Below are 14,706 nucleotides of genomic sequence, written 5' to 3' on the forward strand. Positions count from 1 at the left end.
TCGGGGCTGGGCCCCTGGTGTTGACGAGGACGACTCTGCTCACCGGCCGTGAGGTGAGGGTGAGCCCTTCATGAGAGGGCTCTCACCGGCGCACGAAGGCGTCGATCTCCGCGAGCTCCCACGGCGGCTCGGCGCTGTGGTCTCGCCACGCGAGCATCGTCGAGGACGGCGCCGCGAACCGGGCCAGGTAGTTGCCCGACCCGGCCAGCACCTCCCCGGTCACCCCGACCGCGAGATCGCTGACCAGGTAGGCGTAGAGCCGGGCGACGTACGACGCCGGCGCGGGCTCGAGCGACCCGGCCCGGGTCAGGTCGTCGAGCAGCCCGCGCCGGTGCAGGTCGTCGATGTGCCGCTCGTACTCGTCGCCGGTCGAGAGCCGGGTCCGCGCCCCGGGTGCGACCGCGTTGACCCGGATGCCGTGCTCGCCCAGCTCGGCGGCCAGCGCGAGGGTCAGGCTGTTGACCGCGCCCTTGCCGGCCGGGTAGCCGGTGCCGCCGTACATCCCCTGGAACGCGAACGAGGTCGTGTTGACGATGCTGCCCGCGACCCCGGCGTCGACGAAGTGCCGCGCCGCGACCCGGCAGGTCTCGAACGTCGCGTGCAGGTGCACGTCGATGAGCTCGCGGAACTCCGCGGAGCTGATCGTGAGGATCGAGGAGCCCGGCGGCTCGGCGGTGCCGGCCACGTTGACCACCGCGTCCAGTCGGTCGTACGACGCCAGCGCCGACTCGACCAGCCGCTCGGCCACCCCCGGGTCGGCCGGCGATCCCGCCACGCCGACCGCGCCCAGCTCGGCCGCGACCGAGGAGACGAGCGCGGCCTCGCGACCGTTGACGACGACCGAGGCGCCCTCGGCGACCAGCAGCTCGGCGACGGCGCGGCCGATCCCCCGGGTCGAGCCGGTGACGACGACGGCCTTGCCGGCGAGCCCCGCAGCGGTCATCGGAAGGCTCAGCGTCGCCAGGCGGCCAGCCGGCGGCCGCTCGGCTCGTGGGTGACCTGCGGTGACTCGGTCTGCGCCCAGACCCGCCGCCACTGGGCGACCTGCGGCCCGGACGGGTCGGGCGTGGCGCCCGAGGCGGCCCGCTGCTTCGACTCCCACCACGTGCTGGCGTCCTCGTCGAGCAGCTGCGCGACGGCGTCCTTGATGCGGGGCGCGAACTCGCGCACCGACTCCCCCTCGGCGGGGCGCAGCGGCTCGCCGAAGCGGATCGTCAGCTGCCGCCGGCCGGGGTTGGGCCAGCCGGCGCCGCGCGGCATCGCGGCGAAGGTGCCGCGGTGCGCGACGGGCACCACCGGCACGCCGTACTCGTGGGACAGGAAGGCGGCGCCCATCCGGAACTTGCCCACCCAGCCGTCCTGCGAGCGGGTGCCCTCGGGGAAGATCACCAGGCTCCAGCCGTCGGCGAGCACCTCGCCGGGCGTGGTCGCCATCGCGCCGCCGCGGCGGTCGATCGGGAAGGTGTTGAACAGCAGCGAGGACCCGACCGCGCGCCACCAGGTGTCGAAGAAGTAGTCGGCCGCGGCCGCGACGGCGGTACGGCGGCGCCACTCGTCGGGCAGCGACAGCAGGATCAGCGGGGTGTCCAGGTGCGAGGCGTGGTTGGCCGCGAAGATCACCGGGCCGTCGATCCGGTCGAGCACGTCGAGCCCCTCGACCCGGGTGCGGACCTGGGAGCGGAACAGCGGCTCCAGGCCACCCTTCTGCGCCACCTCGCGGGCCGCCATCGCCGGCCGGCGCCGCGACCAGTCCGACGGGAACACCGTCGACCTCGCGGGCAGGACGTACTCCTCGGCGGACCGGGGCACCATCGAGCGACGTCCCCAGCGCCAACCGCGCGACACGGTGCGGACGTCGTCGACGGTGTCCTTGAGGAAGTTGCTCATCGCACGTCGGCCAGCAGGTGCGGCGGGTTGTGCAGGTAGGTGATCGACGGCGAGCTGCCGACGGTGCCGGACGCCATCTCGAGGGCGTCCTGCAGGGTCGTGGCCGCCCGGAAGCCCAGCCGGGACGCCACCTTGCGGTCGGCACCGACCCAGATCACCTCGTCGACGTGGTCCATCGCGTGCGCCGCCCAGTACCACATGTAGAAGGGGTGGACGCCGTGGTAGGCGTGCGAGGTGCGGTAGAGGTGGCGGTACCACTCGTCCTCGGCGAACTGCTTCTCGTACTTCGCGCTGATGACCGCCGGGTCGGTCGTCTCGGCGAGCACCTCCTCGTAGAAGTCGACGTACGAGGGGTGGTGCAGCTGGTTGAAGCCCTCGTTGAGCGGGTGGTAGAGGATGATCGCCCCGCCCTTCCGCACGACCGGCTGGTGACGGTAGGAGTTGAAGTAGTAGCCGAGCCCCATGCAGGTCGCGAGGATCGGGTTCATCGAGCTGTTGACGTTGTAGGGGCCGAGGTAGGGAACCCCCAGCACCAGCACGTCGGACTGTCCCTGCACCTCCACCAGCTGCTGGCGGTGCACGCGCTCCAGGGTCTGCTCGTGGACCGCCTCGACCTCGCCGGCGCTGATGCCGGTCAGGCCGTACGGCGCCCGCAGGTCGTGGAAGAGCTTGTGCCGGACCTTCTGCGGCGCGACCGAGAGCCCGCGCTTCATCGCCAGCATCGACGCCTGGTCGCGGACCGACCACTCCCACTCGCGCTTCATCAGGAAGTCGTACGGCTTGCTGAAGACGTTGTTGTCGAGGGTCGTCTCGATCTGGAACACCTTGACGGTGTCCTTGATGACCCGCCCGATCCGCCAGGCCGAGTGGTGCATGGCCGACTTCTTGTGGTCCATGAACGAGCGCGAGTGCACCATCGTCTGCGGGTTGTGGTGGTGCCGCAGCGACTTGTACGACGCCAGCCCGATGCCGACCGACTTGTGCCCGCCGTCCATCGCGACCAGGTTGACGTTGACGTAGACGAGCAGGTCGGACTCGGCGCCCCGCTTGCTGATCTCGATGTCCTCGCCCTGCTCGGTGGTGCCGAGATGGGTGAGGTTGTCGCGGTCCTCGGCGTCGAAGTTGTAGAGCTTCCCCTGGGGGAAGAACGAGCGGAAGACCCGCTCCCCCACGATGTGCTTCAGCTCGGCCGCCGTCATCCGCCGGTGCAGCGCGTTGGCCGCGATGATCTCGACGTCGTCGACCCCGGCCTCCGCGGCCATCGTCAGGACGTGCTCGATGATCCGGCCGCGGATGTCGGGCGAGCGCATCGACGGCAGCGGCAGCGACAGGTCGTCGAAGGCGATGGTCAGCTTCATGCCGGCGAAAAGTCGCTCGGGCAGCGGGTCGGAGTCGACCGGGTGCAGCAGCGAGTCGCGGATCGCCTCGTCGACGTCGGGGACGCTCGGGAGCGACTCCGGCGGGTAGACCACCCGGGTGCCGAGCGGGAAGCTCTCCAGCCGGAAGCCCAGCCCCTCGTGGACGATCAACGGCGGCGTCCGGTCGTCGACCTCTAGAACGAAACCGGGCCTACTCATTGGGTGCTCCTCGGGTCGAACGCCACCTTGACCGTGCCGAGCCGGCCGGTGGCGTGGGCATGGTCGAGCGCTTCGCGCCAGCGGTGCAACGGATAGCTGGCGACGGACTTGGACAGCTGGGCGACGGCGTCGTGGGCCACCAGCTCGGTGGCCTTCGCGAACGCGGCGTCGGCATGGGCGGAGGCGTAGGTTCCGACGATCTCGAGCTCGCGGAACCAGGCCGCGGACAGGTCGGCCGGCACGGGCATGCCGGACAGGACCACCCGGCCACCGGCGCGGGTGGCCTGCAGGGCGGTCTCCAGCGACTGCTTGCTCCCGACCGCGTCGATGGCGACGTCGACGCCGCCGAGGAGGTACGGCGAGGAGAACTGCGGCTGGAGCTGGAAGGCCCCGGTGGAGCGCCGGATGCGGCGCAGCACCTCGCCGGGCTTGACCACCTCGGTGGCGCCCAGCTGCAGGGCCAGCTCGCGCTGGTGGCCGTGCTTGGCGACCACGATGATCTCGCCGGCCTCGGTGAGCTCGCGCAGCGCGAACGTCGCGAACAGCCCGACGGAGCCCGCGCCGCTGACCAGCACCCGGTCACCGGCGGCGACGCCGGCGCGCAGCGCGGTGTGCACGGCGCAGGCCATCGGCTCGATGAGGATCGCCTGCTCGTCGGTGTAGCCCTCGGGCACCGGGTGCAGCTGGCTGCGGTGGGCCGTCAGCTGCTGGCCCCACCCGCCGCCGGTGTCGTGGCAGAAGCCGGTCTGCAGGCCGGGCGAGACGTCGCCGACGGTGATCCGCGAGCACCGGTTGGTCGCGCCCACCGCGCAGCTCTCGCACGGCTCGAGGCCGCGGGCCGCGCAGGTCAGCACCGGGTCGACGACGACGCGGGTGCCCGCGGGCAGGTCCTCGCAGTCCTCGAGCAGCTCGGCGACCACCTCGTGGCCCGGCACGAACGGCAGCGACACGAGGGCCGAGAAGTACAGCGACGTCTGCCCCGACAGCATCCCGAGGTCGGAGCCGCAGATGCCCGAGAGCCGGGTCTTCAGCCGGGCCCAGCCGGGCCGGTCGACGGTCGGCTGATCGATCGTGACCAGGCGCAGCGGCGCGGCGTACCCGGACAGGATCCCGGGCAGCCGGCTCCCGACGGCCTTGCCCGCCACGGTGCGCGGCACCGAGCGGAACATCTCCAGCGCCAGCATCATCGCGTCCACCTCATCATTGGCCTCCGGCCGGGTCGAGGGACCGCACCGATGAGCCGGAGCTCTGCCAGTCGACGATCTTCCACTGGTGCTTGCGGGCGTGGCGGAAGAGGGTGACATCGGGCCGGACGGCCACCGGGTTGCCCACGGCCGCCAGCAGCGGCAGGTCGGAGTGGGAGTCGGCGTAGGCGAACGAGGCACCCATGTCGATGCCGTGCTCGGCTGCGTACGACGCCATCCACGCCGCCCGCGACTCGCCCACCAGCGGCGAGGAGGACAGGTAGCCGGTGCAGACCCCGCGCTCGTCGACGGCCAGCTCCGCGGCCTCGATGTGGTCGAAGAGCGGCAGGAGCGGCCGGGTCAGCGGGCGGATCGCCCCGGTGATCAGCACGGTCCGGTGGCCGGCGCTGCGGTGCTCGCGGATCCGGCGTACGGCGGCGGGCGAGAGCCGCGACAGCACGTGGTCGGTGAGGTGCTCGTCGGCGATCTCGTCGAGGACGTCGCGGCGGGCGCCCTCGTAGTCGCGGTAGACGGTGCGCAGGAAGGCGCTCCGCTCGCGCCGCTCGGCCTGCACCAGCGCCGGCACCTTCGCGGCGATCCGGCCCAGCTCGGCCAGCCGGTCGGAGCCGGACAGCTCGCGCAGCCGCACCCACAGGTAGGTCTCGATGACGTTGGAGGAGAGCAGGGTGCCGTCCATGTCGAAGAACGCGGCGACCGCCGGCTTGTCCTTCGCCAGCGGCTTGAGGCCGGGCGTGGCCGCCTTGCGGCGGGCGGCCCGGACCTCGTCGAGCCGGCGGATCGGCGCCGTCACGGCCGGGCAGTGGATGTCCTGGAGGTAGACCTTCCAGTCCACCACCGCGGTGTCGAAGGCGAACGTCTCCTGGTCGGCGGCCGACAGCGACCGGTAGAGCGCCAGGGTGTGGCCGTCGTGGAAGCGCAGCTCGGCCTGCGTGTACTCCGCGTAGATGTCGAGGTAGCGGCGCAGGAACTCCAGGCGGCGGCGCTGGAGCTCCAGGCGGCGGGCCAGGTCGCGGGCGCGGTCGCTGCGGGGCGCGTGGGAGACGAGGAAGTCGGCGACCTGGTAGGCGCGCTCCCCCGAGGACAGCACCCGCTCGACGGCGTGGGCGCCGGGGAAGCGCCACTCGGGCAGCCGGGTCGCGCCGCGGTCGCCGGCCTGGAACGGGTGGGCGTCGAAGTAGGCCCGCACGTTCTCGTAGAGCTGGTGGAAGGTCAGCGGCTGACGGTCTCCCGAGGAGATGTGGAAGTACGCCGCCCGGCCGACCTCAGGCGGGTGCGCCAGCACGGCGACGATCGCCGCGACCACGTGGTCGACCGGCACGATGTCGACGATGGTGTCGGCCGCCGCCGGGAACTCCGGCAGCTCGCCGCGGCCGTAGGCCAGGATCAGCGGCTCGGCCATCTTGAAACCCTCGATCCAGCCCGGGTGGGGACGCTGGAGGGCGGACTCGATGATGCTCGGCCGGACGATCGAGGCCCGGTGGGTGAGCGCGTGCTCCTCGACCACCCGCTCGCCGAGGGCCTTGGTGAACGTGTAGCTGTCGGTCCAGCCGAGGCTGCGGGCGCGCTCGGCGCCGGCCGCGACCAGCTCCTTCTTGACCCACTCCTTGCGCGCGGCCTCGGTCGCGGCCGCGGCGGTCAGCGCACCGGCCCGGCTGTGCGCCTTCTCGGCCTTCTTGCGCTCGGCCGTCAGCACCTCGGCGCTGCGCGAGCGGTCCTCGATGGCCCGTCGCTGGCTGAGCCCCCAGGCCAGCTCGGCCTCCAGGTCGACCTCGAGATCGACCGGCCCCTCGGGAATGCTGCCGCGGCGACGGCCTGCGACGTACGCGGTGGAGATGTGGACGTAGTGCAGGTCGGGGCCCGCATCACGGACCCGGGCGAGCAGCTCGCGGGTGCCGACGACATTGGTGCGGAAGCCCTGGTCGACCGGCGGGTCGAAGGAGACGTCGCCGGCGCAGTGCACGACCGCGTCGAGCCCCTGAGGGAGCTCGGGGGTGTCGGCCAGGTCGCCCTCGACGACCCCGACCCGCGCGGCCATCAGCGCCTCGATCCCGCCCGCCGCCTCGACCGCGGAGGCGAAGATCGGCTTCTTGAGCAGGGCGGCGATCCGCGCGGCACCGCTCGTCGAGCCCTTCGGCCGCACCAGCAGCGAGACCCGGACGCCGGGGACCTCGGTCAGCATCAGGTGCAGCAGGGCCTCGCCGACGAAGCCGGTCACGCCCGTCACCAGGACGTGCTGACCGTCGAGTCGCTCCGCTACCGATCTGTCCGCCACTGGTCCCTCAGCCACCACCCGCGAGATTCTGCCCTACGGGTCCGACAGGTGTTTCGTCGCCTCGCGGCGGGACAGCCCGGAGAGCCGGTCGCCGAGCCGGGCCACCTCCGCGCGCACCCACTCCGGGTCGGTGCGGGCGAGGTCGCGCAACGCCCAGCCGATCGCCTTGCGCAGCCAGAAGGTCCGGTCGTCCAGGTTGGCCTCGATGGCGAACCGGAGCAGCTCCCGGTCGACCTCCTCCTTGGCGCCGACCTGGCACATCACCGCCGTACGCCGCAGCCAGAGCCTGCCGAAGTCGGCGGCGCCGTCGTGAGCGGGGCTCTGGGCCTCCTCGTCGCTCGCCCAGGCCCGCAGCACGGGCGTCAGCCCCGCGCGGTCCGTCCGCAGCGCAGCCCCCACCAGGTGCACGGCCAGCTCGTCGACGTGGTCCCACCAGGCGCCGCTGACGATCAGGTGCCGGGCCAGCGGCACCGCGTCCCGGTCGCGCCACGGCCGGGACGACGGGTGGCGCACCAGCGCTGTGGCGGCGTACCGCTCCTCGCGGAACTCCGCGTGGTCCCACAGCTCGAGGACCGTCGCCTCCCAGTCCGCGCGGGTGGCCGGCGGGTGCTCGGCGAGCAGCGGCCGCAGCAGGGCCCGCAGCGCCGGCGCCGTGATGCCGCGGTAGGGCATCGCCGACTTCATGTACGCCTGTTGCCCCACCGCGCGCTCCGGGTCGGCCGCCCCGGCCAAGGCGGCCCGCACCGCGTGGACGAACGCGTGGTCCGCGGTCATGAGCGAGATCCTAGATCCGGGTGGTGGGCGCAGAGGGGATCGAACCCCCGACCGCCTCGTTGTAAGCGAGGAGCTCTACCGCTGAGCTATGCGCCCGGAGCCCCGGCCCGCCGCTACGAGCAGCCGAGGCGCGGCACACCCTAGACGAGCGGACCGGCGGCTGTGAAAACAGGATGTCCCGAAATGAGTCGAACCGCCGGAGTCTCGGGTCTCCAGCGGTTCGACAGGTCGATCTTAGAACGCGGCGTCCGGGGTCTGCGGCAAAACTCCGGAATCCCCGATCGTCGGTCCAGACCAGTTCAGCCGACCGCGGCGCGCAGCTGGTGCAGGTGCTCGTCGAGGTCGCGGCCCTCGGGCATCGCGTTGTGCACCGACCAGTTCAGGTTGCCGTCGCGATCGACGACGTACGACGAGCGCCGCGCGGATCCACTGCGCTCGTCGAAGACGTCGTAGGCCCGGGCGACCTCGCCGTGCGGCCAGAAGTCGGACAGCAGCGGGAAGTTGAGCCCGTCGGAGTCCGCGAACGCGCGCAGCGCGAACATCGGGTCGCACGAGAGCGCCAGCACCTCGGTGTCGAAGGTCAGGAACTCCGCCAGCCGGTCGCGCACCCCGGCCATCTCGCCGGTGCAGACCCCGGAGAAGGCGTAGGGGTAGAAGAGGATCAGGACCGCCTTCGTCCCCCGGTACGACGACAGCGTGACGTCCTGGCCGAACTGGTCACGCAGCGTGAAGTCGGGAGCGGGGCCGCCCAGCTCGAGGCCGGTCACGCTCCACCGTCCGACGTGTCGAGCTCGCGCTTGAGCACCTTGCCGGTCGCGTTTCGGGGCAGCTCGTCGAGCAGCACGATCTCGCGCGGCACCTTGTAGCGGGCGAGGTTCTCCCGCACCCACTCCTTCAGGTCGTCCTCGGTGGTCGACGCGCCGTCTCGGAGTACGACGAACGCGCGTAGCCGCTTGCCGTACTCGTCGTCGTCGATCCCGACCGCCGCCACCTCGACAACGTCCTGGTGCCGGGACAGGCAGTCCTCGACCTCTCGGGGGAAGACGTTCTCGCCGCCGGAGACGATCATCTCGTCGTCGCGGCCCTCGACGTAGAGCCGGTCGTCGGCGCCGAAGCGGCCGACGTCCCCGGTCGACATCAGGCCGTCCACGACGTCCTTGTGGCCGCCGCCGGTGTAGCCCTCGAAGAGCAGGCTGTTGCCCACGAAGATCCGACCGGACTCGCCCGGCGCGACCTCGCGGCCGTCCTCGTCAAGGACCTTCACGACCGTCCCCCACGGGGGCCTCCCGGCCGACGAGGGCGCCTCGCGCAGGTCGACCGGCGTCGCGATCGAGGCATAGGCGACCTCGGTGGAGCCGTAGATGTTGTAAAGGTTGTCACCGAAGTGGTCCATCCAGTCCAGGGCGAGGTCGCCCGGCAGCGCGGAGCCGGACGCCGCGACCACCTTCAGGTGCGGGAGATCGTAACCGCCCAGCACCTCCTCGGGGAGGCCCAGGATCCGCTGCAGCATCACCGGGATGACCACGAGCGAGTCGCACCCCTCCTCGGCGGTCAGCCGGAGCGCCTCCTCGGGATCGAACCTCCGCTTCAGCACGACCGTGGAGCCGAGCAGCATCGCCAGTGCGAGGTGGGCGAACCCCCAGGTGTGGAACAGCGGCGCCGCGATGTGGGTCTTCCAGCCGTAGCGCAGCGGCATCCGGGACAGCAGCGAGATCGCCGCGTCGATGCCGGCCTCGTTGCGCGGTGCGCCCTTGGGCGTGCCTGTGGTGCCCGAGGTCAGGATGATGATCCGGCCGTGCCGGCCGGGCGGTTCCAGGTCGTCGCGATCCATGGAGTCGACCAGTCCGTCGACGGTCAGCACGTCGTCGGCCAGCTCGGCCGAGTCGATCCAGGCCAGCACCCGGGTGCCGACCTGGGCGCCCTCGAGCATGCCGGTGAACTCCTCGTCGTGGATCACGACGGTCGGCCTCTCCCGGTCCAGGACGTCGACGAGCTGGGGGCCGGCGAAGGCGGTGTTGAGGTACAGGACGTCGGCTCCGAGCTTGGCGACCGCGATGCTGGCCTCGACGAAGCCGCGGTGGTTGCGGCACATCAGGGCGACCCCGTCGCCCTCGCCGACCCCCCGCCGCTGCAGCGCCCGGGCCAGCGCGTTGGAGCGCTGGTGCAGGTCGCCGAAGGTGAGCGAGCCGCGCTCGTCCACGATCCCGACCCGGTCGGGCTCGCGGAGCGCCAGCGAGGCGAAGCCGCCGGCCGGCCCGGTCCCCCAGGTCCGCACGGTGCCGAGCAGCCGGGCGAGCACGGCCGGGGAGTACGGCCGGATGATCCCGGACCCGACCAGCACCCGGGCCCCGGTCCCGGCCGTGGCGGCGCGGTCGATCAGCTTCTGCAGCACGAGGACATTCCTATCGGACGCAAGCGAGCGGTACGACGTGCCGGTGGCAGGCGGCGGGTCGCGCGGCTCAGGCCGGCGTCTTCGGAGCCACCAGCCGAGTCGCGGCCCAGTCCTTGCTGATCGCGGCGGTCGTGGTCTGCGACAGACCAGCGATCGGCGCAGCCTCGGCGATGTCGGCGGCGTCGACGGAGTTCGACCGCCCGACCTTCGGCGTCAGCAGCCAGATCGCTCCGCCGCCGACCAGGTCCGTGAGCGAGTCGACGAGGCCGTCGACGAGATCGCCGTCCTCCTTGCGCCACCACAGCAGCACGGCGTCCACGACGTTGCCATAGTCACCGTCCACCATGTCGCCGTCGATCGCGTCCTCGATCGCGACGCGCAGTGCGTCGTCGGCGTCGTCGTCCCAGCCGAGTTCCTGGATCACCATGCCGGACTTGAAGCCCAGCCGTTCGGGAGCCCCAGAAGCCCCTGTCTGGGTGGACCCGCCACCCGCGGTCGCGCTCAACTGACATCCTCCAGACGAATCGGGTCGACCACCGGGTGTCCGGCGGCCGGGTGTTGCCACAGCTGTGTTGCCCAAGATGTGGGAGTAGTCCAGCGGAGTCCGGGGCATGGCGCAACCTCTGTCCACAGCGGCGGGCCCGGCCGACGTGCCGCCGGGGCCGTCGGCCTCGCCGAGCAGGCGTGGGGAGAGGCCGCCTACTCGTGGGTAAATTCTGCCGCAAACCAGGCCGTGACACGATGGGCTTCGTGACCGAAGAATCACCCATACCTTCCGGCACGCGAGGCGGCACCACCCCTGCTGTGATCCACGAGGGACTGCCGACCCAGCTGCCTGACATCGATCCCGACGAGACCCACGACTGGCTCGACTCCTTCGACGCCCTGGTGGACGAACGCGGGCGCGAACGCGCGCGCTACGTCATGCTGCGGCTGCTGGAGCGCGCTCGTGAGATGCAGGTCGGAGTCCCCGCGCTGCGGAGCACCGACTACCTCAACACGATCCCGCCCGAGCGGGAGCCGTGGTTCCCCGGCGACGAGGAGATCGAGCGGCGGATCCGCGCGTTCATCCGATGGAACGCCGCGGTCATGGTCTCCAGCGCCAACCGCAAGGGCCTGGAGGTCGGCGGCCACATCGCGACCTACCAGTCCTCGGCCAGCCTCTACGAGGTCGGCTTCAACCACTTCTTCAAGGGCAAAGACGCCCCCGGCGGCGGCGACCAGATCTACATCCAGGGCCACGCCTCCCCCGGCGTCTACTCCCGCGCGTTCCTCGAGGGCCGCCTGAGCGAGGAGCAGCTCTATCGCTTCCGCCAGGAGGTCCAGCACGGGCCGGGCGCCGGCCTCCCGTCGTACCCCCACCCGCGCCTGATGTCGGACTTCTGGGAGTTCCCCACGGTCTCGATGGGCCTGACCGGCATCAACTCGATCTACCAGGCGCGCTTCAACCGCTACCTGCACAACCGGGGCATCAAGGACACCGACCAGCAGCACGTCTGGGCGTTCCTCGGCGACGGCGAGATGGCCGAGCCCGAGTCGCTCGGCGCGATCCGGATCGCCGCCCGCGAGGAGCTCGACAACCTCACCTGGGTCATCAACTGCAACCTGCAGCAGCTGGACGGTCCGGTGACCGGCAACGGCAAGATCATCCAGGAGCTCGAGGCCAACTTCCGCGGCGCCGGCTGGAACGTCATCAAGGTCGTGTGGGGCCGCGAGTGGGACCCGCTGCTGGCCCGCGATGTCGACGGGGTGCTCGTCAACAAGATGAACAGCACCCCCGACGGCGCCTTCCAGACCTACTCGGTCGAGGACGGCGCGTACGTCCGCGAGAGCTTCTTCGGCGGTGACCCGCGGCTGCGGAAGATGGTCGAGCACATGAGCGACCAGCAGATCCAGAAGCTGCCGCGCGGCGGCCACGACTACCGCAAGGTGTACGCCGCCTTCGACGCCGCCAAGAAGCACGTCGGCCAGCCGACCGTGATCCTGGCCAAGACGGTCAAGGGCTGGACGATCGACGCGCTGGAGGGCAAGAACGCCACCCACCAGATGAAGAAGCTGACCCCGGAGGACCTGAAGAAGTTCCGGGACCGCCTCTACCTGCCGATCTCCGACCGCGACCTCGAGCGCTCCTACGAGGAGACCGGCGCCGCGCCGTTCTTCCACCCGGGTGCGAACGCTCCCGAGATCGAGTACATGCTCGAGCGCCGCCAGCAGCTCGGCGGCTCGGTGCCGAAGCGGGTGCTGCGCGCCAAGCCGCTCCAGCTGCCCGGCGACGCCACCTACGCCGAGCTGAAGAAGGGCGGCGGCAAGAACTCCATCGCCACGACCATGGCCGTCGTCCGGCTCCTCAAGGACTGGATGCGCGACCCGGAGATCGGCAAGCGCATCGTGCCGATCGCCCCGGACGAGTACCGCACCTTCGGCATGGACGCGATGTTCCCGAGCGCGAAGGTCTACAACCCGGCCGGCCAGCAGTACGAGTCCGTCGACCGCAATATGTTGCTCTCCTACAAGGAGTCGACCTCGGGCCAGATGCTCCACGAGGGCATCTCCGAGGCCGGCGCGATGGCCTCGGCGACCGCGGCCGGGTCGTCGTACTCCACCCACGGCGAGCCGATGATCCCGTTCTACATCTTCTACTCGATGTTCGGGTTCCAGCGCACCGGCGACTCGATCTGGGCGATGGCCGACCAGCTGGCGCGCGGCTTCCTGATCGGCGCCACCGCCGGCCGGACGACGCTCACCGGCGAGGGCCTGCAGCACGCCGACGGCCACTCGCCGCTCCTCGCGGCGACCAACCCGGCGGTCGTGCACTACGACCCGGCGCACGCGTTCGAGATCAGCCACATCATGCAGAACGGCCTCGAGCGGATGTACGGCGAGAACGCCGAGAACGTCATCTACTACCTGACCGTCTACAACGAGCCGGTGCACCAGCCGGCCGAGCCGGAGGACGTCGACGTCGAGGGCATCCTGCGCGGGATGCACCAGATGTCGAAGGCCGAGGGCGAGGGTCCGCGGGTCACGCTCCTCGCCTCGGGCGTCGGGTTCCCGTGGGTCCGCGAGGCCGCCCGGATCCTCAGCGAGGACTGGGGTGTCCAGGCCGACACCTGGTCGGTCACATCGTGGAACGAGCTGTCCCGCGACGCCGTCGCCGCCGAGGAGTGGAACCTTCTGCACCCGGGCGAGGCGCCGCGCTCGGCGTACGTCAGCCAGAAGCTGGCCGGCGTCCAGGGCCCGGTCGTCGCGGTGTCGGACTACATGCGGGCCGTCCCGCTGCAGATCGCCCGCTGGGTGCCGGCCGACTACCGCGTCCTCGGCGCGGACGGCTTCGGCTTCGCCGACACCCGCCCCGCGGCCCGGCGCTTCTTCCACATCGACGCGCAGTCGGTGGTCGTGCAGACCCTGCAGGCCCTCGCCGACAAGGGTGAGATCGACCGCTCGCAGGTCGAGAAGGCGTTCGCGGCGTACCGCATCGACGACCCGACTGCCGTCGCCGGTGTCAAGCAGGAGGGCGGCGACGCGTAACGCCGAGTCAGCAGAAGTAGAGGGCCGAGTCAGCACCAGTAGTGCTGACTCGGCCCTGCTTTCTCAAGCGGTGTCGGTGTCCGGGGCCGCGGCGAGCGGGCTGACCGGACCGGCCCCGCCCTCCTTCAGCAGCCGCCGCCAGCGGGCCCGGGAGTACGACGCGGGCTGGGTGGAGCGGATGAACTCGTTCACGATCTTCACGAACCGCTGCGGGTGGTCCTTGTGCGGGAAGTGCCCGGCGTTCGGGATCACCTCGACCCGAGCGTTCGGGGCCAGTGCGGCCACGTTGTTGGCGTGCCGGACCGGGATGACGGCGTCGTCACGGCCCCAGACCACGGCCATCGGCATCGCCTCGGTGAGGTAGGCGCGGTCGGCCATGGTCACGACCTGGCCGCGCCAGTCGACGACAGCGCGCACGACGTGCCGGATGGCGTGCCGGGCCTCGGGGTCCTTGAAGGAGTCGTAGATGTGGGCGACCTCGTCGAGGTCGCGGGCCGGCTTCAGGCCGGTGGCCGCCAGCGCGCGCAGCCCGATCATGCCGGCGTGCCGGATCCCCGGCAGCGTGAGCACGCCCATCACCTGGTGGAAGCCGGGGGTGGTGATCGCCCGGATGCCCGGCGAGACCTCGGGTCCGAGGCCCCCGGAGGCGACGAGCACCATCCGCTCGGTGCGCTCGGGGAACTGGTAGGCGAACTGCATCGCGACGCCGCCGCCGAAGCTGTGCCCGATCACGGTGACCCGGTCGATCCCGAGGATGGTGAGCAGGTCGCGCATGCCGTTGGCGTAGCCGCCGAGCGAGTAGTCGGCGCGGGGCTTGGCGGAGCGGCCGTGACCCAGCAGGTCGGGTGCGATGACGGTGTAACGGCGCGCGAGCGCGTCGATCACCGGCTCCCAGGTCGTGTGGTCGCAGCCGAGGCCGTGCAGGAGCAGTAGCGCGGGTCCCTGGCCGACCTTCACGAACGCACGCCGGTGCCCGTGGATGGTGAGGTACTGCACCTCGTGCGGCTGGTCGGACACCAGGTTCTCCTCGCTGGGTTTAGATGACGAATTCAACCAGAGGATGTCGTCGCA

At 71.4% G+C, this 14,706-nt stretch carries 11 protein-coding genes and 1 tRNA gene; 1 reads left to right on the forward strand and 11 read right to left on the reverse strand.

Annotated features, from left to right (window positions below; all coding sequences use genetic code 11):
- Positions 1-82: 82 nt before the first annotated feature.
- The 10 genes from MUB56_RS21545 to MUB56_RS21590 all read right to left on the reverse strand — a co-directional run bounded on the left by MUB56_RS21545 (position 83) and on the right by MUB56_RS21590 (position 10,612).
- Positions 83-943 (reverse strand): SDR family oxidoreductase, encoded by an 861-nt coding sequence (locus MUB56_RS21545; protein ID WP_244929068.1) that lies wholly within the window; start codon positions 941-943, stop codon positions 83-85.
- A gap of 8 nt (positions 944-951) precedes the next feature.
- Positions 952-1,887 carry a lysophospholipid acyltransferase family protein gene (locus MUB56_RS21550; RefSeq protein WP_244929069.1) on the reverse strand — a complete coding sequence of 312 codons (936 nt, stop codon included), beginning with the start codon at positions 1,885-1,887 and terminating at the stop codon, positions 952-954.
- The gene (locus tag MUB56_RS21555) at positions 1,884-3,464 is read right to left on the reverse strand and encodes a lactate racemase domain-containing protein (RefSeq protein ID WP_244929070.1); all 1,581 of its coding nucleotides are present in this window, start codon (positions 3,462-3,464) and stop codon (positions 1,884-1,886) included. The genes MUB56_RS21550 and MUB56_RS21555 overlap by 4 nt, the downstream gene beginning before the upstream one ends.
- Positions 3,461-4,651, reverse strand: a complete 1,191-nt coding sequence (locus MUB56_RS21560; protein ID WP_244929071.1) for a zinc-binding dehydrogenase — start codon at positions 4,649-4,651, stop codon at positions 3,461-3,463. The genes MUB56_RS21555 and MUB56_RS21560 overlap by 4 nt, the downstream gene beginning before the upstream one ends.
- 13 nt (positions 4,652-4,664) lie before the next feature.
- On the reverse strand, positions 4,665-6,893 hold the full coding sequence (locus tag MUB56_RS21565; RefSeq protein ID WP_244929072.1) for an HAD-IB family hydrolase: 2,229 nt from the start codon (positions 6,891-6,893) through the stop codon (positions 4,665-4,667).
- 81 nt (positions 6,894-6,974) lie between these two features.
- On the reverse strand, positions 6,975-7,715 hold the full coding sequence (locus MUB56_RS21570) for a DNA alkylation repair protein (protein WP_244929073.1): 741 nt from the start codon (positions 7,713-7,715) through the stop codon (positions 6,975-6,977).
- A gap of 21 nt (positions 7,716-7,736) precedes the next feature.
- Positions 7,737-7,811 (reverse strand) — tRNA-Val (locus MUB56_RS21575).
- A 203-nt stretch (positions 7,812-8,014) separates the two neighbouring features.
- Positions 8,015-8,482 (reverse strand): peroxiredoxin, encoded by a 468-nt coding sequence (locus MUB56_RS21580; RefSeq protein ID WP_244929074.1) that lies wholly within the window; start codon positions 8,480-8,482, stop codon positions 8,015-8,017.
- Complete coding sequence (locus MUB56_RS21585; protein WP_244929075.1) at positions 8,479-10,107, reverse strand: AMP-binding protein; 1,629 nt, start codon at positions 10,105-10,107, stop codon at positions 8,479-8,481. Before MUB56_RS21585 ends, MUB56_RS21580 begins: the two co-directional genes overlap by 4 nt.
- 67 nt (positions 10,108-10,174) lie before the next feature.
- Positions 10,175-10,612, reverse strand: coding sequence for a DUF3052 domain-containing protein (locus tag MUB56_RS21590; RefSeq protein WP_244929076.1), 438 nt, complete (start codon positions 10,610-10,612; stop codon positions 10,175-10,177).
- A 236-nt stretch (positions 10,613-10,848) separates the two neighbouring features.
- On the opposite strand from MUB56_RS21590, the gene aceE reads away from it, so the two are divergent.
- A complete protein-coding gene (gene aceE / locus MUB56_RS21595; RefSeq protein ID WP_244929077.1) occupies positions 10,849-13,635 on the forward strand; it encodes a pyruvate dehydrogenase (acetyl-transferring), homodimeric type in 2,787 nt (928 codons plus the stop codon).
- A gap of 63 nt (positions 13,636-13,698) precedes the next feature.
- Here aceE and MUB56_RS21600 read toward each other — a convergent pair whose 3' ends face one another.
- Complete coding sequence (locus MUB56_RS21600) at positions 13,699-14,652, reverse strand: alpha/beta fold hydrolase (RefSeq protein WP_244929078.1); 954 nt, start codon at positions 14,650-14,652, stop codon at positions 13,699-13,701.
- Positions 14,653-14,706 lie beyond the last annotated feature (54 nt).

This window comes from Nocardioides sp. W7 (genome assembly GCF_022919075.1).
Lineage (GTDB): Bacteria > Actinomycetota > Actinomycetes > Propionibacteriales > Nocardioidaceae > Nocardioides.